The following is a 24,974-nucleotide window of genomic DNA, read 5'->3' on the forward strand; positions in this document are numbered from 1 at the left end:
AACTTAAAACTTCCTTCCTCCGCCGCCGTGGCTGCTTCCTCCATAGCTGTGGGTGGATGATCTTCCGCCGCCGGAAAAGCTTCCTCCGCCTGACCCCGGTCTGTTATTCTTTTGTGTCTGGATCACCTGCTGGGTGATATAGGATGTCAGCAATGCATCTGCCAGGACATTCCCCATGGTGAACCGGCTGTCTCTCCGGTAAGAGAGTTTAAAGTTTGCGGCCATCCGCTTATCTTCCCCGTGAAGACCGTAGCTTCGAAGTACCGATGCCACCGCAGTCCCCCCGCAGACCGCCGCCACGCCGAGGGCGATCAGGATCTCATACCATTCGATATGGTGATAACGGCTGATCTTTCCCGTCTCCGTGTCATAGTTGTACTGATCTCTTGAAATCCCGTTGGAATAGCACTTTTCCGTATCCGTCAGAAACGCCGCTGCTGCCCCGTAGTAATCGGCATCTGCCGCGTAATTATAAACATCGTCCAGAACATCATCGATGCGGCTGTCCGTCATGTAACGGATCATCTGTCCGTTTGTGGATATGTAGAGTTCCCGGTTATCCATATCGATGAGAAACAGGATTCCCGAGTGGTCGGAACCGGTTCCGAAACCGCCTTCCATGTAAAATCCGTCCGCGAACACCTGGGCGGAGCCGGAATTCTCCTCGGTGGTGACGATGACTGCTTCCATCTTCATCGTATCTGAAAGGACCTGTGCCTGCTCAGAAAGCTGTTTTTCTTCCTCATCGGTAAACAGATCCGCCATGTCGTAGACATCCGCATAGCTCTCCGTTCCCTCTGCCATCTGATAGGCATCTTCTCCAGCTGCCGCAAAGGCGGTTCCTGCCAGAAGCACTCCAAGAGCACTCGCTGCAAAGACAGTTCTCGCCGCTGTCTTTACAGCATGAAAAACGTTTTCCACCGCACTTAACTTTCTTCCGTTCTCCAGGCTGTTCCCTGCTGTTTTTCCATTTATCTGCTTTGTTTTCATTACAGGAACCACCCCCCGATCATCAGAATCGCCGCAACCGGCACAAAGATCTCCAGGAACAGTTTCACAAGTTTTTCCTTCGCCACCGGGAGCTTTCCGCAGATCTTCCCTGTCTGCCCGTTCATGGCAAAGTAGTAGAGCTCGTCTTTTCCCGCCTTATCCCGGTAGGTCAGGATCCACACCGGAAGCAGGGCGTAGTGCCATCTCGCGTCCCGGATATTTGTGTCGCTCTGGTCCACCCGCACTGCGGAATACTGCCCCATAACATCATCTTTCAGCTGCTCCACCGTATACTGTTTTACCTCGCTCTCCACCTCCGGGGTCAGGGACTCTTTCTCCATGTCCCGTTTCTCCGCCTGAAAACCGGAGAGGTATCCCATATCAAAGGGCTGGAGTTTTTCCATGTCAAAAGGCAGGACGCCTTCCACGAGAGCGCTGTTATTCTTCTTAAGCGCGTTTCTCGTGACATTCTTTACATCAAGCTGTCCCGCACGTTCCATCCGATATTTTTTATGCTCCGTGTAGCGGATATTTCCCGTCACCCAGGTCCGGTTTTTCTCACCTTCCGCCTGGATCCTTCCGTCAACCTTGCAGCTGTACATCAGGTAGGGGAAGTACACGCCGGAAAACTTCTCGATCTGGTCTTTCGAGAAGAAATCGTCCGGGATATATTTTTTCTTCCTGATCCAATCAAGAAAAATTTCTGTTGCCTTCTTCTTATCCATGGCAAAGGGGATCACATAATCCGGCAGAAATTCCCCGGAAAGCTTTCCTGAAAGCACTACCGGGTTGTGACAGTAGTAACAGAACGTCGCTGCAGTCGTGGCATCTGTCACGACCTCCGCACCGCAGCTCGGGCAGATATAGACCAGGGCATCCTCGTTCTGCTTCGTGCTGCCCGCGTTATTATTCTGTGCTGTATCTGCCGCACTGCTTTCCTCCTGCGTGCCGCTGGTCTCCGTAGATTTTAACGCCGCGGCTTCCATCTCTTCCTTCGTAAATTCCGACATGCAGAACTCACAGCAGAACTTCTGCTTCTTCGGATCAAAGACCACCGAGCCGCCGCAGTTGGGGCATTTATAACTTACAAGTGCCATTTTCTTTCCCCCTGTATCTGGCTTAAGCTTCCCATCTGCCCTAAAAGGCAGCCAGGAAGCTTACATTTTTTACTGTCTCGGTTTTCCGCAGTTCGCGCAGAAGTTTCCTTTATTTTCCTGTCCGCAGGAGCAGGTCCAAACGGCATCCGGGCGTTTCTTTCCGCAGTTGGAGCAGAAATTGCCTGTATTCTCCTGTCCGCAGCTGCAGATCCAGGATCCGCTCTCCTCCGGTTTCTTCTTTCCGCAGTTGGAGCAGAATTTTCCGGTATTTCCTTCCTGTCCGCAGGAACAGGTCCATCCGGATAACGGTGCCATCTTCGCCGGACCGCCGGATGCCTGCTGTGCCTGGTCTGCCATAGCAGGATTTCCCTGCTGTCCCTGTCCGGCTGCCATGTTAAACAACCCCTGGGTGTTGAATCCGCCGTTCTGCGCCGCCATATTCATTCCCGCGAATGCCATCATCGGGCCTGTGGAAGTATTCTTTGCCGCGCTCTGCATCGCCTCAGCCTGTGCGCTGACTAAGTGCGCCGCCGCCATTCCAGGATTTCTGAATGTGGCATTTCTCTGAAGCTCCTTGATCATCGCCTCGTCTTCCTCGGAGGCCTTCACGGAGCTCACGCCGATCTTGCTCACGGTAATTCCGTATACATCGTCCCAGCTGTCGGAAAGGATCTCGCGGAGTGCGTTCGCAAGCTCCACCGTATGACCCGGAAGCGCGCTGTAGCGGACTCCCATCCCGGAGATTTTCGCGAAGGCCGGCTGCAGAGCTGTCAGAAGCTCGCTGCGGAGCTGGGAATCGATCTTATCTCTCATGTAATCTTCCTCGATATTTCCACAGATGTTCTTATAGAAGAGGATCGGATCCACCATTCTGTAGGAATATTCGCCGTGGCAGCGGATCGCGATGTCCACGTCGAGGCCGATATTCTGGTCTACAACACGGAACGGGACTGCGTTCGCTGTGCCGTACTTGTTTCCGACGATCTCCTTCGTGTTGAAGAAGTAGACTCTCTGGTCCCTCGCCGTGTCGCCGCCCATGGTGAAACGCTTTCCAAACTGCTTAAAGCTGTCCCCGATGCTCTTTCCAAGGTTTCCGTAGAAAATACTCGGCTCTGCGGAGGTATCATAAACGAACTCACCGGCCTCCGCACATACCTCGACGATAGCGCCCTGGTCAACGATCATCATGCACTGTCCCTCGTTGACTGCGATGATGGAGCCGTTAGAGATCAGGTTGTCGCTGCCCTTTGTGTTATAGCTTCTCTTTGATTTCCGGTTCTCACCTTTCTTTACAAGAACGTCCGCCTCCATGGACGGGCAGTAAAAATACTCGCGCCACTGGTCTTCCAGCACACTCTTTAACGCGCCGGCACCAACTTTTAAAATACCCATATCCCGTTTCCTCCTTTTATCACTCACCGGTCGGATTCCTGGACAGCGGTTTTCGCCGCCTATACCCGCCGGTCCTGATTTTTCCGAAAATTATCCGATTCTATGATCTTTCAAGAACCGGATCTCCGCCGCATACCCCGGAAGCTCATTCGGAGTCTCCAGGCAGAACGGCAAATCCCTCAAAGCCGGATGGTTGATCACCCGCACAATTGCCTCCGCGCCAATTTCACCTTCCCCGATCCGGGCGTGGCGGTCCTTCCCGGCTCCCCGGACATTCATGCTGTCATTTAAATGGACCGCTTTCAGGCGTTCAAGCCCCACAACACGGTCAAATTCCGCCAGCACTCCGTCGAGATCATTCACGATGTCATATCCGGCATCCCATACATGACAGGTATCCATACATACACCCATCTTATCAGAAAGTTCAACTCTGTCAAGAATTTCCCGAAGCTCCTCAAAACTTCTTCCGACCTCGCTGCCCTTTCCCGCCATGGTCTCCAGGAGCACCGTGGTGTGAAGCTCCGGCTTCAGGATCTCATTCAACATCTCCGCGATATAGGTGATTCCAACCTCCACACCCTGCTTCACATGGCTTCCCGGATGGAAATTGTAGAGGTTTCCAGGAACCGCCTCCATGCGCTCCAGGTCATCCGCCATGGTCCGCTTCGCGAAATCCCGGATTTTTTCATCCGCTGAGCAGCCGTTCAGTGTGTATGGCGCATGGGCCACCAGAGTCCCCAGCCCCAGCTCCTCTTTTAGTTTCAGGAACGCTGCGATGTCCTCATGGTCTAACAGCTTCGCGCTTCCGCCCCTGGGATTCCTTGTAAAAAACTGAAACGTCGTCGCGCCGATCTTTTCCGCGTCCTTTCCCATGGCAAGGAATCCCTTCGCCGAGGAAAGATGGCATCCGATATAAAACATTGTCTATAGCCTCCGTCCTGTTCCTGTGGGCTTTCCAAAGGAACCTGTTTTTTTCGATCTCTCCGGCTTTAAGAAAAATACCGCTCCCCAGGTAAAAAGCACGGAGAGCACCGCCTGGATCACCAGACTGCAGAATACCCAGTGGTTTGTGATAAAATTTCCGCCGTTGTCACCGAGGAAATGTGTGATCGTAAAGTTTCCGCCGCCACCTGCCACCTGATTCTCCAAAAGCTCCGCGAACATGATTGCCGGATTCAGGAGAAGAAGGTATACCGACGCTCCAGAGCTCGCCTTCGGGATCGTCTCCCCGGAATTGAGCGCCATCGTGCTGATCTCTGTCTCGGAGATATTGAGGAGGAACACATTCAGCATGTATGTTCCAACGACAACAATTAACATGATCCCGTAAGTGATCACATTGGAGAATGTGGACCGCTTCATGAGGGAGGACGCGAAGATTCCGAGGCTTCCACAGTACAGCGCCCCCACCACATAGCTCACAAGAAGGATCATGAGATCCCCGGAGCTGATACTTCCATAGATAAAGGTCAGCATCAGGATCGGCAGACTCGATACCACTAAGATCATAAGCTGGGAGAACGCGGACATGAGCTTCCCGACAACAATCTCCACAGGACGGATCTTCGTGGTAAACATGAGTTCCAATGTGTGCCGCTCCCGCTCCCCGCTGATGCTGGCTGAGGTCAGAGCAGGCATGATAAACATCAAAAGCATAAATTCCAGCGCTGCCACAAAGGCGTAGAGCTGGAGAAAATTTTCATAGCGCACCGAGCCGCTGACCTTCACCTGGGCGATGCTCTGGTACATGTTTAAGAGTGCCACCACAGCCAGGATCCCGTTGAAGATCATGATGATGAGCGGAATCCGGAAGCTTCTCGAACGTACCAGCATTTCCCTCTTATAGACCGGATTATTCTTCACTCGTCATCACCACCTTTTCCATATCATGATCCGTGATCTGCATGAAGATGCTCTCAAGGTCACCAGGCTCTCTCCAGAATCCGCAGATTCCAATATTGTGGGCCACAAGTTTTGCAAGCAGCATCGCCTCAGCGTCTTTTCCGCCGTGGAATCCCACGACGATATCGTTTTCCTCCACCGTGATGGTCTGGACCTCCGGCTCCGTTCGGAGAAACTTCACCGCTTCCCAGACATTCTCCACAACCTGGATCCGGATCGGGTTAGAGTCATTCACCTTCTTTAAGATCTCCCCCATGTTTCCCGATAGGACGATCTTTCCGGCATCGATGATCCCGATATCCGTACACATCTGGGCCAGCTCTGAGAGGATGTGGGAGCTGACCACGATGGTTTTTCCCTCAGCGCAGAGTTCCTTTAAAAGCTCCTTAAACTCGATCCTGGCTCTCGGATCCATGCCGGATGTGGGCTCGTCTAAAACAAGGAGCTTCGGATCGTGGATCATGGCCCGCGCCAGGCAGAGTCTCTGTTTCATTCCCCTGGACAGGCTGTCCACAAAGAATTCCTCTTTTCCCGCGAGTTTTACCTGTTCCAGAAGCTTTGTGCACCGCTCTCTCGCCACAAGGCCGGAGAGTCCGTAGCAAGAGGCGAAAAAGTCCATGTATTCCCAGACTTTTAAGTTGTCGTAAAGTCCGAATTCATCCGGCACATAGCCGAACTCATTTTTCACCTGCCCGCTGTAGAGGAACGCGTCCTTTCCGCCGATCATGACGGTTCCCTCATCTGCTTTCAGGAGTCCCGTGATAATGCGGATCGCCGTGGTCTTTCCGGCTCCGTTCGGTCCGACAAAGCCATAGAGCGCCCCCTCCTCCACTTCCATATCAAGCCCGGAGAGAGCCTCAAAATTTCCAAATTTTTTTTTCAGTCCCTGTATCTTCAACATCAGCTTTCCCTCCCCGTCACCATCAGGAGTGGAAGTGTCTGGCTCACTCCGATTTCCGCATCGCTTCCGGCTGTGTAGCGGACCGTGATCTTTCCGTCGGCAGCGATATAATCTGCCAGCTCTTCCCTTGAGAAATCCTGTTTCCGGATATCCACCGGGTCATAGCTTCCTGTCTTTTCGTTGTAAAAACTCGTCTCCCCGGAGAATGGGCGGATATAGGAATACTGGTTGCCCTGGAAAAAGTCGTCGGACACCGGAAGAAACGAGAATTTCTCGATCACAATGTCCGTTCCCGGGTCATATTCCACCACCACCGGGTCTGTCCCGTAGAGGATCATGGAATTTCCATAATTTGCCCCTATACCGGAGGTCACGGATGGTTCCCGGATCTGACCGCAGCGGTAGACCTCGCCATCTGTTCCCATGGCGCAGTCGATCTTCTGGGTGTAGAAGGTCCTTCCGTCCCAGTTTTTTCCGAAGAGATCGTCGTTTCCCTCATAACCTTCCGGGAGGAATGCGCCGAAGCGCACCTCGCCGTTGTAGGACGAGTAGTAACGATCCGTAAAGTATCCGCTGAGGTTGGATTTCTGGACATTTTTAATGTACTCCTCATCGGAGTCTTCCTGACGATCCGGAGTTCCGGTCAGGGTGTCCGAAAGCATCCATGTCATGCCCAACGGCCATACCTTTAGCGGCTCCCGGTCAAATTCCAGACGCTGGCCTGGTTCCATGTTTCCAATGATCAGCACCTGGCCATAGAGATAGACTGCCGCGTTCTCAAGCGTCACAGGAAGCCTGTTCTCCACATACCCCGTGATCATCCCATCCGACACAGCAAAGTCCGCCTCCACATTTCCAGCCACCAGGTCTTTCTCCCGCTCCAGAAGGAAAAATCTGGAATCGAAGGCTTTGGACTTCCGACTCCAAAGCACGGTCTGGTCTGCCTCTTTCCGGATCCCGATGGATGCCTGGCGATTTTTCGGATAGTCTTCCAGCTGGTTCATGTCGTAGCGGGCGCTCCTCGTAAGGGGTGTGACCCTGTAATCCGTCGGAAGATCCACGGTAAATCCGCTGCTGTCCGGAGTCCGGACGTTTAAGAAGGTCATCTCCCCCGCGCTGTCCCCGGATGCGTCCAGGATCGTCGCTGTCGTGCAGAATTCACTGGTGAATCTCGTCTTAAAGCCCATGCCCCAGATCACGACACAGGAGGCTGCGGAAAAAATAAACACTGTAGTCCCGTAGTACCGGTTGATCCCACGCTTCTTTAAAAGAAGATACAGCCCGGGTCCCACGATCACCAGATATCCCGCAACGATGATCCCGTAGACTGCGAGATTGGGGATCCGCTCCCCATTTCCCCCGCTGACGAGATTGTAGGCGTTCCAGTAATCAGCATCGCCGCCCTGGGAGTAATAATAGATCGTATTCAGTTCATCCTCGTTAAAGATCTCACCGAGAAAATATGACGCGAAGGACGGGTTCTTTTTCGCAAAGCCGGAGAGATCGGACAGGCTTACCCCGTAGACACCGATGGTCCCCTTTCCGTACTTCATGGTCTTAAGAAGCGGCGTTCCATCCGTCACCATCCGCTCTTTGGCCCCGGAGATCACAGGTTCCGTGTAGGTCACGCGGACTTCCGAGTCCTCAGGACTGTTTTTCGTGTATTCCGTTCCCATGCCGACCCAGAGAACCTCCGGATCCCTTAAGCTGACCTTCGGCTCTGCCTCTCCCAGGATATCCAGGGTCTTATCCCTGTCTCTTCCCGTTCCGATAAGCAGTGTTCCGCCATTTTCCACCCATGTGAGGACGGCTTCTCTCTGGACATCGTTCAGTGTCCGGCAGTCATATCCGTTTATGAGGAGCACATTAAACATGGAAAATCCCCTGGAATCTTCCGGAAAGTCTTCCCCTGGGATCTCAACGACCCGTGTGGTGAGCATTCCATAGTTCAGCCCAATCCCGTCAATCCATGAGAGACTTCCTGACTTGTTCTCCAGGACACCTGCAAACAGACGGTTTTCGTCCTTAGAAACGTCAAAATCCATGGAGGTCTCCCCCATGGTCTTCTTCTTCCCGTCTTTTAATGTCAGGTGGATCGTCCCGCTCTTCTGTCCTAAGGGGACATAGAACTCCATCGTCTTCGTCTCCGCCGGTCCCACCTCTACTTGGTACGAATACTCGTATTCCTCCGTGCCTTCATCGTTATCACTCTCCAAAGTAGAGACAGTAAGTGTGCCGGAAAACGGTGCCTCCGTCTGGCCGTAGATGCTGACCTTTATGGGCACAAAGCTTCCGGGCTTCGCATTTCTTCCGTAAACTGCCGTGATGTCCACCGCCACCGGCACAGAATTCTGCGAGCCGGACTCCATGTTTGTGCTGAAGCTGTCCTGGTCCTGGGCAAAGGCCGGGAATGCCCCCGCGGACAGGACCAGGGCCGCAAGACAGCCAAACAGCAACTGTTTCTTTTTATTTCTCATACATTCTTCCTATCATTGATCAACGGGTATCCCTGTTCAGTATTCTCAGCCGCTTTTCTGCCGTCAGAGCAGGAAATATGCGTTTTTGCTGAACAGCTGTTATCTCTCTTTACTGGATCATACCAAAATTTTCTTTATTCACATCAAAATCCACCTTCAGCTTCACCGTGAACACCGTTCCGTTCAGGTCGCTGGCCACGGAGATCGTTCCGCCGTGCATGTCCACGATATTCTTTGCGATGGCAAGACCAAGACCCGTTCCCCCTGTCTTTGAGGACCTCGACTGCTCTACCCGGTAGAACTTGTTGAAGATCAACGGCAGTTCCTCCGCCGGGATCACATAGCCATAGTTCGTGACAGACACCGTGACGATATCGTCCTTCGCGAATACCTGGATCAGGACCTTCTTTCCCTCGGCACCGTACTTGATGGCGTTGTTGATCAGATTATCAAAAAGTCTCGCCAGAAGGTTTCCGTCCGCCGTGATGATCTGGGACGGGACATTGCTCTTGAGCTCATAGGTCAGGTCCTTGTCCGCGAAGCTCGGATAAAATTCCTCCAAAAGCTGTCCTAAGAGCTTTACGATATCCACCATTCCAACATTCATGGATATCTTTCCGTAATTCATCTTCGTGAATCCGAACAGGTCCTCAATGAGTTTTTCCAGACGCTTTGCCTTCACATAGGCGATATCGATATACTTTTTCTGCATATCCAGGCTGATGGCCGGTCCGGAAGACAGGAGTTCCAGATAACCGATAATGGAAGTCAACGGTGTCCTTAAGTCGTGGGCCACGTTCGTGATCAGCTCATTCTTCGTCCGCTCCGACTCTCGTTCCTTATCCATGAGCTTCCGGATATCCGCTTCCATCCGGTTCAGGTTCGATGCCATGGCGGAGAACTCGTTGTCCCCCACCACCTCGATCTGGGTGTTTAAGTCGCCCTCGGAGATATTCTGGATCGCCACCGCGATCTTCCCTATATACTTCATATTTTTCTTCTCGATCATGAGAAACGCCAGCGCAAAGATCCCGATTCCAACGATCACATAGAGGATCGTGGTGATCGTACCCATCTTAAAGATCTGCAGGATCAACAGATTCGCGTATCTGGTCTGGTCCAGGTACGCCAGAAGGAAGTTCATATTCATGATGAGGAACGCGTCCACCAGACATGCGATCAGGGCACTGTAACAGATGTTCACCGCGATCTGCCTGTAAAAGCTTCTGCTCCAATCATTTTTCAATTTTGTATCCTACCCCCCAGACCGTTGTGATGATCTTATCCTGTCTCGTGTCCTCTTTCATTTTTCCGCGGAGTCTCCGGATATGTACCATGACGGTGTTGTTTGCCTCGTATACTTTCTCGTTCCATACCTTCTCAAAGATCTCGTCGGTGCTGAACACCCGGCCGGGATTCGATGCCAGAAGGTACAGGATATCGAACTCGATGGGCGTCAGCTTGATCTCCTCGCCGTAGACAACGACCTTGTGGTTATCTTTATTGATGGAGAGGCCGCGGATCGAGATCTCGTTCTTTGCCGCTTTTCCGGTGCTGCTGTTAGGGTTTAACTGGGTGTAGCGGCGGAGCTGGGATTTCACGCGGGCCGTGAGCTCCAGCGGGTTGAACGGCTTTACCACATAATCGTCCGCGCCGGTTCCCAGACCCAGGATCTTATCGAGATCCGTGGATTTTGCGCTCAGCATGATGATCGGAATATTGTTGGTCTCGCGGATCTTCCTGCACATCTCAAGACCGTCCATTCCCGGCATCATAATGTCTAAGAGTACCAGATGGATCTCCTCCTGATCCAGGATCTCCAGTCCCTCTTTCGCGTTATTTGCCTTAAATACTTTATATCCATCGCTGACCAGATAGATCTCTACAAGGTCCGCGATCTCTTTTTCATCATCCACTACCAGGATATTGATCTGCTCCATGATTTTTCCTCCTTTTAGACTTATTCCTAATACCCCTATCGTATCATATTTCGACCTTTTTTTCCTTACTTTTTTCTGAAAACTAATGAGTAAATGTTACAATTTTTTCCGTTCTCTGGAAGGTTTCCGAAAAACAGCGAACTTTGCTCAATAAATGCCATGTCTCATGTATACACGCATTTGGGTTCATTATCTGTGTATAAAAGAGGCAGCAGAACTACTCTAAAAAGAATATGTCCCACTGCCTCATTTTAGATTTTATGTTACTGGTCAGTAGGTCTGCGCACTTGCTGCGCTGACCGTAAGAAAACAATTCTGTTTTCTCCCCACAGTACTCTTACAGCCCTAACTCCTCAAACACGCCCTTCAGGATGATCTTCACAGAACCATCCTCCAGCACCTTGTGAAGTCCGCTGTATTTCAGAAGGTCGAAGTATCCCATGGATCCGCCCGCTGCGCAGAGCTTATAATAATCTGCCCAAGCTGCCTTCCGGTCTTCCTTCATCTTTGTGTAGAACTCAAAGGCGCCCATCTGTGCCATCGCGTAATCCACATAGTAGAACGGATACAGGAAGATATGCTGCTGTTTGATCCAGAATGCTCCACTCTCGAGGAACTCATTTCCTGCATAATTTCTCCAGGGCATGTAGATCTTCTCCAGACCGCTCCAGACTGCTCTCCGCTCCATTGTGGTCATTTCCGGATTTTCAAATACCTTATGCTGATATTCGTCTACGCAGAGCATATACGGGATCTTCATAAGAGCGTCTGCCAGATGCTCTCTGCGGTATTCCTCTGCCTTATCTCCAAAGAAATTCTCCATCCACGGATAAGTCCAGAGCTCCATGCTCATGGAATGGATCTCATTGATCTCACTGGTGGAATGACATAATTCCGGGGTCTTCTGGTATTTTGCCGCTGTAAATCCTGCAAACGCGTGACCAGCCTCATGGGTCAGAACATTGACATCTGCGTCGGTTCCGTTAAAGTTTGAAAAAATAAACGGTGCATGATACTGCGGGAGTGTCGTACAGTATCCGCCGGCGCGTTTTCCGTGCTTGGAGTCCAGATCGAAAAGCTCGTACTCCATCATGAAATCAAAGAACTCTCCGCTCTCCTTGGAAAGCTCACGGTACATCTTCTGGGCTTCGCCGACAAGATATTCCTTATCTCCGATCGGAACCGGATTTCCGGACGGAGAAGCGATGGATTCGTCATAATAATAGAGTGTATCGATCCCAAGAGCTTCCTTCTGACGCTCGTACAGCTTTGCCGCTGCCGGAACCACGACCTCGCGGACCTGTTTCCGGAATACCTCCAGCTCCTTTTCCGTATAGTCAAAACGACGGCGGCGCAGATATCCCATCGGAATAAAGCTCTTAAATCCAAGCTTCTTTGCCATACCGGCACGGACCTTTACAAGACCGTCATAAACCTCCTCTAACGTCGGTGCAATTCCCTCATAGAGCTTTGCCCATGCCTCAAACGCCTCTTTTCTCTCCGCACGGTCTGTGCTCTGCATGATCTTTAAGAGTCCGTAGTTTCCGATCTGCTCTCCCTTAAATTCCACGGTAGCAGCTGCCTGCGTTTTCATAAAGCGGCTGACAAGCTCTGCCTCTTTCACCTGATCATCCACGATAGATTCGTCAGAAAGCTGTTTCTGGGCCTCCATATTCTGGATCAGGATCGTGCCGAATTCTTTTTCCATCTCAGCCTTAAACGGAGATGCCACGATCACCTCGCCCATCTCTTTTTTCAGGATTTCATATTTCGGCATCTGGCTGTTGAAATATACCATCTCCGCCTCATAGAATTCATCTAAAAGATTGATCGTATTCCGGATATGGGCGACAGTCTTTGATGTCTCAAGCTCTGTGTCGGCTTCCACATAATCCATATAGGCATTCCGAAATTCCTCGTAGTTCTTTGCTTCCTTCAACACTGCGATATCCCCCGATACGCGCGCGAAGATTTTTTCCATGTCCGGACGGACATACTGAAGCTCTGCAAATTTTTTCATGATAAGTAACCCCTTTCCCCAAGTTTCTCATCCCGTTCCCTGCTACCCGCAGGAACCGGCTGCCTAACTGAAGACTACCCCGTTCTTTTTTAAGAACTTCTTTACATTCTCATCCCACTCATTCTCTAACGTCCTGTCCAAGGTAAACTGCTTCATGGACGTCCCTGTAACGCAGATCATCTCGTGGTTCTCATACTGGATATTGATGTAAAGCCCGCCGACCTGATCCGGATAGATTCCCGGGATTTTTCCGGCAACGAACCGGTCTCTGGCGGATGGGGGCATCTGAAATACAATGCGGAAGCTCTCCGGAAGCCGTTTTCCTTTTATTAAGGAGTAGCAGACCGGCTTTAAGGTCTTCCATGAAGAGTACTCTTCGATCCTGTTTTCTTCCAGTTCCTCTTCGGAAAAATAGCCCTGACGGACCTTTCCGTCGATCGTGAACTGGTTGTAGGTCACGATCTCCGCTTCCCGCACCAGAAATTTATCAAAGATCTCCCCGATGAAAAGCCCTGCCGTAAACGCTTTCTGCTCTTCGATCTTTAATGCAACCATTATTTACCTCCGCATGTTGTTTCCCTGATTATGTCTGGAACTTTTTACCTGTTCCATATCTGTCCTGCTTAAAATAGTTACTGTTCACGCTTTGCGCAAACAGTAACTGATTTTGCCGATGCTTCGCATTCCGAATCGGCAAAATCCACTACCACCACTGTATTGTACGGAATTTTCAGTTCAGAAAATTCCTACCCGTGTACAGTAACTTAAAATATACTCTTATGTCATTACAGCTGTGCGGACCTGGTGAATATTTTTAAGCTGTTAACTGTCTGTACCTTTACATACTGTTTCAAATATCTCGAAAAAGTCCGCCGATGTCCTCTCTCCATCTGTTATTGAGAGATTCTTCCACAGGCTGTCATCCTTCGCGAGATGGACCTTCGCCGCGTACTCCAAGTAGGTCTCGTAAAACACCTCATTCCTCTTCTCCCGGACCATCTCTTCCTTCCGGGCCTTTGTGGCAGCTTCATCGTAGTCGTTGACGCAGCGCAGGATATAATATTTTCCATCCGCCTCGATCACATCGCTGATCTCCCCTGTGGCCAGGGCGTAAGCAGCCTTTTCGTAAGCCTCCGGTCTCAAGCCTCTGGAGATCTTCTTCTCGATCTCCTGATCCTCAGAAACCTCCTTTGCAACGGTCATAAAGTCGGTTCCTTCCATCTGGACTTTCTTTAACGCCTCATCCGCCTGGTCCTTATCGGAGAGCACGATCTCATCCACGGTGATGACCTTCGCCTCGCTGTCGCTGACTTCCAGGTTGACGCTGCCCGTCAGCGTCTCCACCAGTTTTTCGGTCTTCCAGTAGTCTTCATATAAAGATTCTACCACATCTTTGTCGATTTCGGAACTCTCCCCGGCGTTTTTCAGTTCTTTCATGTACTGAGCCGCTGCCTGTTTTGCCAGTTCCCGCTCTTTTCCGGAGAGCGTGACTTTTTCCTCGTCCGCCATGCGGCTCATGGTCTTTAATTCCTTTAAGAAATCATGGATCTGGGACAGCAATGTCTCCTCGAAGGTAGTTCCAGACTCGTCCACCACCGTATCCCAGATCTTGTCTGTATATAATTCTTCATAACGGAGCCGCTCCGTGGTGACGATCACCATGGTCTCGGCTTTCCCGTACTCTCTTTCACTTTTTCTGCCGGAAAGCAGCGTTTCCTTCACGCCGCATCCGCAGACGACTGCTGCCGCGAGGACGACTACGCTAAGCGTCCGTCCCCATCGGTTCCATTTTCCCATATTTCTGTCTCCACTTCTACACAGCGCCAAGTTCTTTCAATTTCTGGTACACCAAATGCACCGGAAGTCCCATCACATTCGCGTAGGATCCCTTTAATCCCTCAATATATCTCGCAAAAAATCCCTGGACCGCATAAGATCCAGCCTTGTCCATGGGCTCCTCGGAATCCGCGTACTCACGGATCTCCGCCTCTGTCATCGTGGACACGTTCACGTCCGTCTCATCGTAGAAAGAAACAACGGTATCTTTCTCTCCCGCAGTTCCTTTTTTCACGATGCACACGCCCGTATAGACCTGATGGCTGCGTCCCGCGAGTCTTTTTATCATCTCATATGCCTCTTCATGGCTCTTCGGTTTTCCGAGGATCTTTCCATCTGCCGCAACGACCGTATCAGATCCTAAGACTACCGCGCCTTCCGGCATATCTTCCGCAACATCAACGGCTTTCTGCTCCGCAAGGCTCATAACTACCCCCGAGGGCTCATCCGATGTGATCTTCTCCTCCACGTGGCTCACGATGATCTCCGGGACGATTCCGATCTGCAGAAGCAGTTCTTTCCGTCTCGGGGAACCGGATGCCAGGATGATTCTCTTCTTTTCCATCTTGTTTTTCTTTCCTTTATGTCTTTCCTGCGCGGACAGTTTCATACTCAAACTATCGCATTTTTCTATTTTATAGAAGAAAGAGGCGGTCTGACATAAGATCCAGCCGCCTCATCCTGTCCTAATCACTGATTTTTCCAGTAATTAGAAGCTTAATTTTTCCTCAAAATAGCTCTTTAACTCTGCGATCGGGATACGAACCTGCTCCATGGTATCTCTGTCACGAACCGTAACCGCACCGTCTGTCTCAGAATCAAAGTCATAGGTTACGCAGAACGGAGTACCGATCTCATCCTGTCTTCTATAACGTTTACCGATATTTCCTCTGTCATCGAACTCACAGTTATAGTACTTGGAAAGCTCTGCATATACCTTCTCTGCACCCTCGTTCAACTTCTTGGATAACGGAAGGATACCAACCTTCACCGGAGCGATTGCCGGATGGAAGTGCATAACGGTGCGGACATCGCCGCCCTCTAACTCTTCCTCGTCGTATGCGGAGCAAAGGAATGCAAGTGTCACACGGTCTGCACCGAGAGACGGCTCGATTACATACGGAATGTATTTCTCATTTACTTCATCATCAAAGTAAGACATATCCTGACCGGATACATTCTGATGCTGCGTCAGGTCATAATCGGTTCTGTCTGCGATTCCCCAGAGCTCTCCCCAGCCGAACGGGAATAAGAACTCAAGGTCTGTGGTTGCCTTACTGTAGAAGCAAAGCTCTTCCGGAGAATGGTCGCGGGCGCGCATCTCGTCCGGCTTGATGCCGAGATCCTGCAGCCACTTGATACAGTACTGTTTCCAGTATGCGAACCAGTCAAGGTCTGTACCCGGTTTGCAGAAGAACTCTAACTCCATCTGCTCGAACTCTCTGGTACGGAATGTGAAGTTACCCGGTGTAATCTCGTTACGGAAGGACTTACCGATCTGTCCGATACCGAACGGAACTTTCTTTCTGGAGGTTCTCTGTACGTTCTTGAAGTTTACGAAGATACCCTGTGCTGTCTCCGGTCTCAAGTAAACCGTGTTCTTTGCATCCTCGGTAACGCCCTGGAATGTCTTGAACATTAAGTTGAACTGACGGATATCTGTGAAGTCATGCTTTCCGCAGCTCGGGCACGGGATCTGGTTATCATCGATGTACTTCTTCATCTGCTCCTGGCTCCAGCCGTCGATCGGAGTCTCCGGCTCAACGCCTTTCTCTGCCATGTAATCCTCGATGAGCTTATCGGCACGGAAACGCTCTTTACATGCCTTACAGTCCATTAACGGATCCGAGAAACCGCCGATATGTCCGGATGCCACCCATGTCTGGGAGTTCATTAAGATCGCGCAGTCAACACCTACGTTGTACGGGTTCTCCTGAATGAATTTCTTCCACCATGCGCGCTTTACGTTATTCTTAAGCTCTACACCCAGATTTCCGTAATCCCATGTGTTTGCAAGACCTCCGTAAATCTCGGAACCCGGATAAACAAAGCCTCTGGATTTCGCAAGTGCTACAATTTTTTCCATTGTCTTTTCCATTGTGACTCTCCTCTTGATCTCTTTCTGTCCGTGCTGGTCTGCGCGGCAGAGTAATTCTTCTATTGTAACTGTCCAGCCCTTCAAACAGTGTTTTCTTACGGCCGGCGCAGGAAAACGCGCAGACCAGCTGAACAGTTTTTCACTATTTAAATATAATATAGGACGTCTCACCTTCCGGTGTCTCGGCCATACTTCCGTTAAGGGTCACACCCTCAGACACATACCGGACCTGTCCGTCTGTCTGGATCTTTGCGCTGCCCTTCACACATACCACATAAAGCTTTTTCTGTTTTGTTATATCCACAGCGGAGACCTCGGTATTCTCGTCTCCCGCCTTGTAGAACGTGGATCCGACGATATAGCCCTTTTCCACCCCATCCGGAACGGAAACGACATCCAGGCTCTCAATCCGGATCCCACTCTCAGTATCCGGATACTCTTTCGCGAAACGAAGATATTCCTCCGGGTCCGGAAATTTGATGAGAAGCTTTGCAGTTCCGTCCTTCACGGTGCATTCCGCGATCTCAGCCTTTTTTTCGCTGCTTCCGGACTGATTTCCACTCTCAAACACGCCCAGCATTTCTTCTGCGTAAGCTTTTAATTCATCAGCACTGTAGTAATCATTCTCGTAAGTCTCCACATCTGCGCTGGTAACGGTTCCTTCCTTTGTGACATAAAGGCTGGTCTCCGTCGGGGCAAATGCGGTCGTTCCGTTTCCTCCGCCGCAGCCGTTTAAGGCAAGCGAAAGAAGAAGAATGGCTGCTGCCGTCTGTCCTTTTTTCATGAATTCCTCCTTATCCCTAAAAATCCGTAACGCTCCAGTACCTTCATCGTTACGCACGGATATTCCGGTATCTCCGACTGTACGAATAAGCCGCACAGATGTCCGCTATTTTTAAGGATTACCCTATTTATATACAAGAACATCCAAAATGTCAAGTGAATGGAAGGTTTTATCTACGAATCGCCGCTTATTTTCCGCTACGCACTTCGTAAATTCTTCCAGAACTTTCTCTGTGACCGTAAAGGTATAGAGCTTTTCCACCGGCGACGCAAGGACGTACTCCCATGTATAGATCGTGGAATCTTCCAGTCTTCCCAGAGGCTTTTCCATATACTCACCGTTGATCTCCATGAGTTTCAGTTCGAAGACTGCCCGCACAAGGCGATTGGGGATCGCGCTTTTCAAGAGCGCCCTGAGGGACTGATAGAGAAGCTTTAAGGTCTCCACTGCCTCCAGATTTTCTCTCCCGTAGTAGTCCGCAAACTCCAGAAAATAGGAGCCGTAACACGCCGCCTCCATATCCTCCGTGATCTCCCGGAAGTAGTTCTGTACATCCACAGAGACGAGAGAGTAGGCATCCCGGCCCTCATAGAGGGCAAACGTGCCGAATACAAAAGGCGCGGATGCCGCCATCAGCGTGCTTCCCGGTCTTCTTGCGCCTCTGGCGAAAGCCGTGATCTTTCCCCGTTCACAGGTCAGGATCACAAGTCTTCTGTCGTATTCGCCCGCCGGGGCGGATTTAATGACCATCCCGGTCAGAATCACCTGTTCTCTCATATCTTAAATGTCTTTCGAATTATAACCGTAGTTCTTCATGTAGAGCTCGGAATCTCTCCATTCCTTGCGGACCTTGACCCAGAGCTTTAAGTTGACCTTCGTGTCCATAAGGTTTTCGATCTCGATCCTGGCGGAGGTACCGATGCGTTTTAACATCTGGCCGCCTTTTCCGATGACGATTCCCTTATGGGACTCACGTTCGCAGATGATCGTGGCATCAATGTCAAAGATACCATTGTCACGCTCTGTCATGCGCTCGATGGTGACTGCGATTCCGTGGGGGATCTCGTCAGACATCATGCGGAGTGCCTTCTCGCGGATCAGCTCCGCGGCGATCTGGCGCATCGGCTGGTCCGTGACAGTGTCCTCATCGTAATACTGCGGTCCCTCCGGCAGATACTGGAAGATCGTGTGGATCAGGGTATCCGTGTTTGTCTTCTTCATCGCGGATACCGGGATCACCTCTTTAAAGTGGTACGCGTCCTTATAAGTCTCGATAGTCTTTAAGATATCCTCTTTCTTCACCGTATCGATTTTGTTGATGACGAGGATCACCGGCGTCTTTACGGTCTGCAGCACCTTTAAGATATGCTGCTCGCCGGAACCGATGTAGGTTCCCGGCTCCACGAGCCATAAGATCACATCCACCTCGCGGAGTGTGTGCTCCGCTACATTCACCATGTACTCACCAAGCTTGTTTTTTGCCTTGTGGATGCCCGGTGTATCAAGGAAGATAATCTGCCCGTGTTCGTCTGTATACACGGTCTGGATCCTGTTTCTCGTGGTCTGCGGTTTTTCCGATGTGATCGCGATCTTCTGTCCGATCAGGTGGTTCATCAGCGTGGACTTACCAACGTTCGGGCGTCCGATCAATGTCACAAAACCAGATTTATATCCCTTTTTCATGAAATCTCCTTAATGCTTTTATATGTATCTCTCCCATGCCGAATTGCTCCCGCATCTACGCTTCGCTCCAGTCGGTGCTGGACATGTGCCACCGGCACATAGCACCTTCAAAAGCATTCGTAATCCGCTCATTTTTCTTCGAAAAATGGCTACTTACTCATGCTTTTGGCGGGCCAAAAGGTCAAAACTTCTCTTGCAGGCAAGCCTGCGTCGAAGTTCCGGCCTTTTTTCCCTTGGTAATCTCTCTCATACCAGGTTGCTCCGCACTGCGTGCTCCCGCAACCTTCAAAAGCATTCGTAATCCGCTCATTTTTCTTCGAAAAATGGCTACTTACTCATGCTTTTGGCGGGCCAAAAGGTCAAAACTTCTCCTGCAGGCAAGCCTGCGTCGAAGTTCCGGCCTTTTTTCCCTTGGTATTATGCAAACAGCGGCTTGATCTCCTTAAATATCTCGCTGTCTGCCTTGATCTTATCCTCATTTCCGACCACGCATACCGCGCCAGTCTCAAGGATCGCCTTCGTGATCGGTGCAAGGGCGCGGATGTCTTCCACAGTCGCGTTTAAGATCTCCTCGCGCTCCTTCTTCAGCATCTCGTCCGTCACTCCGGAATACCATGCGGAGAGTCCGCGGCTTCCCTGTAAGGACGAGGTCAGCGGTGTGTCGATATCGCTGATGGTTCCGATGACATATTTTGTCATGGTGCGCTCATCCGCCTCGAAGTTCTCCAGATAAGCCGGAATGCCGAGATAGATATCATCGCTCTTCTTCACTTCCGGATCGCGATAAGAGACAAAATATCCCTCGCCGGAACGTCCAATGCCGCTCATACAGCCGTAAGCGCCGCCCTTCACGCGGATGTTGATCCAGAGGTAATCGTAGCTCAGCATCACCTTCAGGATCCGAAGCGCGCCTGTGTAGGAATATCCGCTTCCCGCGAAGGTTCCACAGTGTGCCACATAGTTGACCTTTGAGGAAGAAGTGAATCCCTCGTTTAAATTCTCCTTCGGTGCCGTAAACGGATAGATTTTTCCGCTGCCCGCCGGAAGCTTCTCAGAGAGCTTCTTCATAGCATTCCCGAGGTAAGAGAATCCCTCGTCGTCCGCCGTGTAGCTGACGGTCATGTTCTCCCTTGTAAAAAGAGCTTCCATCACACGCTTCAGACCTGCGATGATCTCGCTCTTCTTCTCGTCAAAGTTCTTCGCACAGTCCTCCAGGAACTTAAAGTATCCAATCCCGCCTGTCATATCGTTATAGTAGGATGTGTCAGAGAAGTAGGATGTGGCTCTCGCGACTGCCGCCGTGTGGCCGGATCCCATGAGTTTCATCTGGGACTTTGATTTTCCCTCGCTTAGGATCTCGTTTAACCGCTTCTCATCATCGAGAACAGAGCGGTTAAGGATCTCCTCCAGGATCTCGAAGCCGAAGTCAAGCTTCTCGTAGAGCACTCTCGCGCTGCAGACAAAGACACCTGTGAAGCTTCCTGCCTTTGTGAGATCCGGGTAAGATGTCACGGAGAAGGAAATTCCACCGCTGTTTAAAAAGATCTCGCTGCTTAAATCGCTGTAGCTGTAATTTTTCGTATCCACATATCCAAGGACAGATTTTAAGAGTCCGAGATACGGCAGGTCCTCCATCGGAATCCGGTCCGTGTTGAAGAGGACCTTCAGATAACCGATCCCTGACGTGAACATGTTGTGGCGGACCACTGTGATGCCGTCCAGCTTCGTCTCCTCGAAGATCAGCTTCGCCGGTTCCCTTCCGATCTCCTCTCTCGTGAGCATCGGGATCTTCTCGAGATCCTCCTTCGGTGACGGGGTATCCTGGTATTCCTTTAATTCCTTCGTCTGGCGTACCAGAGTCTCGATCTCCTCTTTAGAGAGACTGTCCTTATATTCTTTTAACTTTTTCGCCGTCTGCTCCTCGATCCGTGCGGCGAGGTTCTTCTTCGGGCTCGCGATCACAACAGCCTCGTACGGGTTGTCAAGAAGGTATGTCCTGATCAGTCCCTCAAAATATCCGCTGTCCGCGCCTTTCTTCAACGCCGCGAAGGTGTCCTCATACTCTAAGTGCATCATCGGATCGCCGCCGTAGAGCCAGCTGTCCAGGCACTGGAGACCGTACATGAGTCCCTTCGGCGTGGAGCCATAATCCGCCTCGCGGTACTGGAATTCATAGTTGTTGATTCCGGCTTTCAGGCACTTTTTGTCGATGCCGCCGTCCGCGAGCTTCTTTAACTCCGCCTTTACGATCTTTACGAACTCGTCCTTCTGCTCTCTCTCCGCGTTCTTCGCGATCACGGAGAAATACGGCTGTAAGATCCCATACTCGTAGCCGCCCATGATGTCATCGCCAATCCCGGCATCCAGAAGCGCTTTCTTAAGCGGCGCGCCCGGGGCATCTAAGAGCACATACTCCAGGATCTGGAATGCCACGTACTCCTTCGGGGAGAGTTCATTTCCCGCCTGGGTATTGATGGAAAGGTAGGTCGCGTGGTCAAGGCTCTCGGACTCGGATACGGAGTAGAAGATCTCCCTCTCGATGGGTTCCTTGAATTTCTTCTGGATCTGGATCTCAGAATCGATCTCTTTTCTGTCGTACTTTCCGAGGTACTCCTCATCCAGCCATCTTAATTTCTCCGCCATGTCCATATCGCCGTAGAGGTAGATATAGCTGTTGGACGGATGATAATATTTATGATAGAACGCGAGGTAATCCTCGTAGTTCAGCTTTACAATGTCTTCCGGATCTCCGCCGGACTCCACGCCGTAGCAGGTATCCGGGAACATTGCCGTATGGATATAGCTGTCCAGGACACTCTCTGGGGAGGAGAACACGCCCTTCATCTCGTTGTATACAACGCCGTTGTAGGTGAGCTCGCCTTCCGGCTCTTCCAGCTCGTAGTGCCAGCCTTCCTGCATGAAGATTTTCTTCTCTTTTCCGATATTCGGGTGGAAGACCGCGTCCATGTAAACGTCCATGAGGTTCTGGAAATCAGTGTCGTTGCAGCTTGCGATCGGATAAACGGTCTTATCCGGGTAAGTCATGGCGTTTAAGAAGGTGTTTAAGGATCCCTTGACGAGCTCCACAAATGGATCCTTCACCGGGAATTTATCAGATCCGCAGAGCACGGTATGCTCGATGATATGCGGAACGCCGGTGCTGTCTGACGGCGGCGTCCGGAAACCGATGCAGAATACTTTATTATTGTCCTCGTTGCTCATGAGGAATATATTTGCGCCTGTTTTTTTATGCTCTAAGATCATACCGTCGGAATTCAGTTCCGGGATATGTTTTACCTGCCGAAGCCGGTACGCGTCAAGGGCTTTGACTGATTCAATCTGGCTCTCCATATCTGAATGTCCTTTCTGTTGTGCTTTAGGCTATAGTTGTAACCGGATCGCTCCGCACTTCGTGCTTCCACGTCTGCGCTCCGCTCCGGTCGGTGCTGATCATGTGCCACCGGCACATAGCACCCTCAAAAACATTCGTAATCCGCTCATTTTTTCTGCGAAAAAATGGCTACTTACTCATGTTTTTGGCGGGTCTCAAGGTCATGCCCTCTCCTGCGGGCAAGCTTGCGTCGGATTCCTGACCTTGATGCCCTTATTTACATATTTCCCACAAATTTATCTTTTAATATCGCAAAACACTCTCTGACACAAAAATGTGCGAAAAGCACCGGATCCGACTTCGCGGAAATTCCGCTGACATTCGGGATTCCGACGTGTCTTGCGATTCCTTTTGCCCGGAGTTCGTGGAAATTGCTGGTGAGGATGCCCACGCGGATCGTGATTTCCTCATCCGGCGGAAGAAGGTAACCGTATTCCGCCATGGCCGCGCGCAGCGTTGCCCGGCGGAGACGTTCTCTTTCCGTAATCAGAATCTTACTGTATACCATATTTTCGTAAGTGCTGCGGGACGATTCCTCTAAGAGGAGCTGGTAATCCGGCACCCCACGGCTCTTCATATATCGGTACATGGCGGATGCCTCCGTCACATCCTCATCATCGCCCTGTCCGCCGGAAAGGACGAACACCGTGTTCGGATGATAGGCCGCGTACTCCACCGCCTTATCCAGGCGCCGCTCCAGGGTGCGGCTGATCTTGTTTCCGCGCACCTGGGCGCCGAGGACGATCACGTAGTTCACACTCTCCTTCTGGAAGGAGATAGCGCTGAAACCCATCATGAGTTCCACCACGACAAAAATAAAGGCGACGGCTGAAAAAAACGTGATCACCGCCACTTCCAGCTGCACCGGAATCTTGTCGCGGAATCTCGGGTAAAACTTCATCACCGCGGCCGCGGCAAAAAATCCCAGCGCCAGTATGATCCAGATCGCCGAGAACGAAGTTCCCGCGCCGGAGTAGATCACGATCACGCCGTAATAAATGAGGCATAATATTCCAAGGATGCCAAAAACTACCGCCACAATTATGCCTCCTTTCCAGTCTTTCACATTATTATCTGCAATTCTGTCAACTCTGAAAATGTTTCCCTCCAGCCCCGCAGGATCCCAGCCAGCTCTGCGTGCTGTGAACATTTCTACTCAGGGAATCGCCACCCGGTAATCTCTTACTCTGCCTCTTTCTTTCGCAGAATATCGTACTGCTCCACTTCCCCGTCCAGGTCGATGTAGAGGACCTGTTTCGGATGCGGTGCGCTCTCCTGGCTCTCGCCTTCCTCGGTGTAGATGCCGCGGACGAGGGCGGAAATATTTCTTCCGTCCGGTTTCATGATCTCGATGGTCTCACCGACGGAGAACTTATTCTTCTGCTCGATCTTCGCGAATCCTCTCGCATCGCGCTCTTCCGCAGTTCCGAGATAGATATAGTTCTTTACATACGTGTTGCTGTCGTAGATCTGGGTCTCGGACGTCGGTTTTCCAAAGTAAAAGCCTGTGGTAAACTCACGGTAAGTGCACTTTCCGATCTCTTCCTTGTACCACTCCATGTTCGCCTTATATTTCTCCGGATTCTCCAGATAGTCATCGATGGCTTTGCGGTAGGTTCTGGCAACTGTCGCCACATAAAGCGCCGTCTTCATGCGGCCTTCGATCTTAAAGCTGTCGATTCCGGCGTCGATCATCTCCGGCACATGCTCGATCATGCAGAGATCCTTGGAGTTGAAAATATAGGTTCCTCGCTCATTCTCGTATACCGGCATATACTCGCCCGGTCTCGTCTCCTCCACAACGGAGTATTTCCAGCGGCACGGATGGGTACAGGCACCCTGGTTCGCGTCGCGGCCCGTAAAGAAGTTGCTGAGCAGGCATCTTCCGGAGTAGGAAATGCACATCGCGCCGTGGATGAAGCTCTCGATCTCCATGTCCTCCGGGATATGCTCCCGGATCTCCTTGATCTCCTTTAAAGATAACTCTCTGGCGGAAACCACACGCTTTGCGCCGAGCTCATGCCAGAAGAGATATGTTCCATAGTTTGTATTGTTCGCCTGGGTGCTGATATGGATCTCCATATCCGGGAGTACCCGCTTTGCGATGGTGAAAACACCCGGGTCTGAGATAATGAGAGCGTCCGGACGGATCGTCTTTAACTCCTCAAAATACTCCTCAACACCTGCAAGGTCGTCGTTGTGCGCGAGAATATTCGCTGTGATATACACCTTTACGCCGTGGTCATGGGCAAATTTGATGCCCTCCATGATCTCTTCGTTCGTAAAGTTTTTCGCCTTGGCGCGGAGGCCGAATGCCTCACCGCCGAGATATACAGCATCAGCGCCGTAGATAACGGCTGTCTTTAAGACATCAAGGCTTCCTGCCGGAATCAGAAGTTCTGTTTTTCTCATAATTCATCCTTTCCAAATGTTCAACCGGTCTGCAGACCCGCTGCGCTG

At 51.0% G+C, this 24,974-nt stretch carries 20 protein-coding genes; all 20 read right to left on the reverse strand.

Features of this window, described 5'->3' with window-relative positions:
• Positions 1-3 precede the first annotated feature (3 nt).
• The 20 genes from GPK83_RS02480 to GPK83_RS02575 all read right to left on the reverse strand — a co-directional run bounded on the left by GPK83_RS02480 (position 4) and on the right by GPK83_RS02575 (position 24,926).
• Positions 4-990 (reverse strand): TPM domain-containing protein, encoded by a 987-nt coding sequence (locus GPK83_RS02480; protein ID WP_215703924.1) that lies wholly within the window; start codon positions 988-990, stop codon positions 4-6.
• Complete coding sequence (locus tag GPK83_RS02485; protein ID WP_215703925.1) at positions 990-2,087, reverse strand: TFIIB-type zinc ribbon-containing protein; 1,098 nt, start codon at positions 2,085-2,087, stop codon at positions 990-992. The genes GPK83_RS02480 and GPK83_RS02485 overlap by 1 nt, the downstream gene beginning before the upstream one ends.
• A gap of 69 nt (positions 2,088-2,156) precedes the next feature.
• Positions 2,157-3,479, reverse strand: a complete 1,323-nt coding sequence (locus GPK83_RS02490) for an SPFH domain-containing protein (protein WP_215703926.1) — start codon at positions 3,477-3,479, stop codon at positions 2,157-2,159.
• A 90-nt stretch (positions 3,480-3,569) separates the two neighbouring features.
• Positions 3,570-4,403, reverse strand: a complete 834-nt coding sequence (locus tag GPK83_RS02495) for a deoxyribonuclease IV (RefSeq protein ID WP_215703927.1) — start codon at positions 4,401-4,403, stop codon at positions 3,570-3,572.
• 3 nt (positions 4,404-4,406) lie between these two features.
• Positions 4,407-5,345 (reverse strand): ABC transporter permease, encoded by a 939-nt coding sequence (locus tag GPK83_RS02500; RefSeq protein ID WP_215703928.1) that lies wholly within the window; start codon positions 5,343-5,345, stop codon positions 4,407-4,409.
• Positions 5,335-6,285, reverse strand: a complete 951-nt coding sequence (locus GPK83_RS02505; RefSeq protein WP_215703929.1) for an ABC transporter ATP-binding protein — start codon at positions 6,283-6,285, stop codon at positions 5,335-5,337. The genes GPK83_RS02500 and GPK83_RS02505 overlap by 11 nt, the downstream gene beginning before the upstream one ends.
• A complete protein-coding gene (locus tag GPK83_RS02510) occupies positions 6,285-8,762 on the reverse strand; it encodes a hypothetical protein (RefSeq protein ID WP_215703930.1) in 2,478 nt (825 codons plus the stop codon). The genes GPK83_RS02505 and GPK83_RS02510 overlap by 1 nt, the downstream gene beginning before the upstream one ends.
• Positions 8,763-8,871: 109 nt before the next feature.
• Positions 8,872-10,008, reverse strand: a complete 1,137-nt coding sequence (locus GPK83_RS02515; RefSeq protein WP_215703931.1) for a HAMP domain-containing sensor histidine kinase — start codon at positions 10,006-10,008, stop codon at positions 8,872-8,874.
• A complete protein-coding gene (locus GPK83_RS02520) occupies positions 9,998-10,702 on the reverse strand; it encodes a response regulator transcription factor (RefSeq protein ID WP_015554994.1) in 705 nt (234 codons plus the stop codon). The genes GPK83_RS02515 and GPK83_RS02520 overlap by 11 nt, the downstream gene beginning before the upstream one ends.
• Positions 10,703-11,039: 337 nt before the next feature.
• Positions 11,040-12,722 (reverse strand): M3 family oligoendopeptidase, encoded by a 1,683-nt coding sequence (locus GPK83_RS02525; protein WP_117552022.1) that lies wholly within the window; start codon positions 12,720-12,722, stop codon positions 11,040-11,042.
• Between the two features lie 63 nt (positions 12,723-12,785).
• Positions 12,786-13,277: a DUF5721 family protein gene (locus GPK83_RS02530; protein WP_015554996.1), complete on the reverse strand. Its 492-nt coding sequence runs from the start codon at positions 13,275-13,277 to the stop codon at positions 12,786-12,788.
• Between the two features lie 267 nt (positions 13,278-13,544).
• The gene (locus GPK83_RS02535) at positions 13,545-14,519 is read right to left on the reverse strand and encodes a peptidylprolyl isomerase (protein WP_215703932.1); all 975 of its coding nucleotides are present in this window, start codon (positions 14,517-14,519) and stop codon (positions 13,545-13,547) included.
• 16 nt (positions 14,520-14,535) lie between these two features.
• Positions 14,536-15,123, reverse strand: coding sequence for a Maf family protein (locus GPK83_RS02540; RefSeq protein WP_215703933.1), 588 nt, complete (start codon positions 15,121-15,123; stop codon positions 14,536-14,538).
• 144 nt (positions 15,124-15,267) lie between these two features.
• Complete coding sequence (locus GPK83_RS02545; protein ID WP_117503034.1) at positions 15,268-16,656, reverse strand: glycine--tRNA ligase; 1,389 nt, start codon at positions 16,654-16,656, stop codon at positions 15,268-15,270.
• 142 nt (positions 16,657-16,798) lie between these two features.
• A complete protein-coding gene (locus GPK83_RS02550) occupies positions 16,799-17,440 on the reverse strand; it encodes a hypothetical protein (RefSeq protein WP_118599423.1) in 642 nt (213 codons plus the stop codon).
• A gap of 123 nt (positions 17,441-17,563) precedes the next feature.
• Positions 17,564-18,217 (reverse strand): DNA repair protein RecO, encoded by a 654-nt coding sequence (gene recO / locus GPK83_RS02555; RefSeq protein ID WP_015555001.1) that lies wholly within the window; start codon positions 18,215-18,217, stop codon positions 17,564-17,566.
• 3 nt (positions 18,218-18,220) lie between these two features.
• Positions 18,221-19,123 (reverse strand): GTPase Era, encoded by a 903-nt coding sequence (era, locus tag GPK83_RS02560; protein WP_117503036.1) that lies wholly within the window; start codon positions 19,121-19,123, stop codon positions 18,221-18,223.
• A gap of 417 nt (positions 19,124-19,540) precedes the next feature.
• The gene (locus GPK83_RS02565; RefSeq protein ID WP_215703934.1) at positions 19,541-22,474 is read right to left on the reverse strand and encodes an insulinase family protein; all 2,934 of its coding nucleotides are present in this window, start codon (positions 22,472-22,474) and stop codon (positions 19,541-19,543) included.
• A gap of 257 nt (positions 22,475-22,731) precedes the next feature.
• Positions 22,732-23,553 (reverse strand): YdcF family protein, encoded by an 822-nt coding sequence (locus tag GPK83_RS16760; protein ID WP_345941759.1) that lies wholly within the window; start codon positions 23,551-23,553, stop codon positions 22,732-22,734.
• A gap of 143 nt (positions 23,554-23,696) precedes the next feature.
• Positions 23,697-24,926: a U32 family peptidase gene (locus GPK83_RS02575; protein ID WP_015555005.1), complete on the reverse strand. Its 1,230-nt coding sequence runs from the start codon at positions 24,924-24,926 to the stop codon at positions 23,697-23,699.
• Between the last annotated feature and the right edge of the window lie 48 nt (positions 24,927-24,974).

This window comes from Clostridium sp. MCC328 (assembly GCF_018785465.1).
GTDB classification, from domain to species: domain Bacteria; phylum Bacillota; class Clostridia; order Lachnospirales; family Lachnospiraceae; genus Pilosibacter; species Pilosibacter fragilis.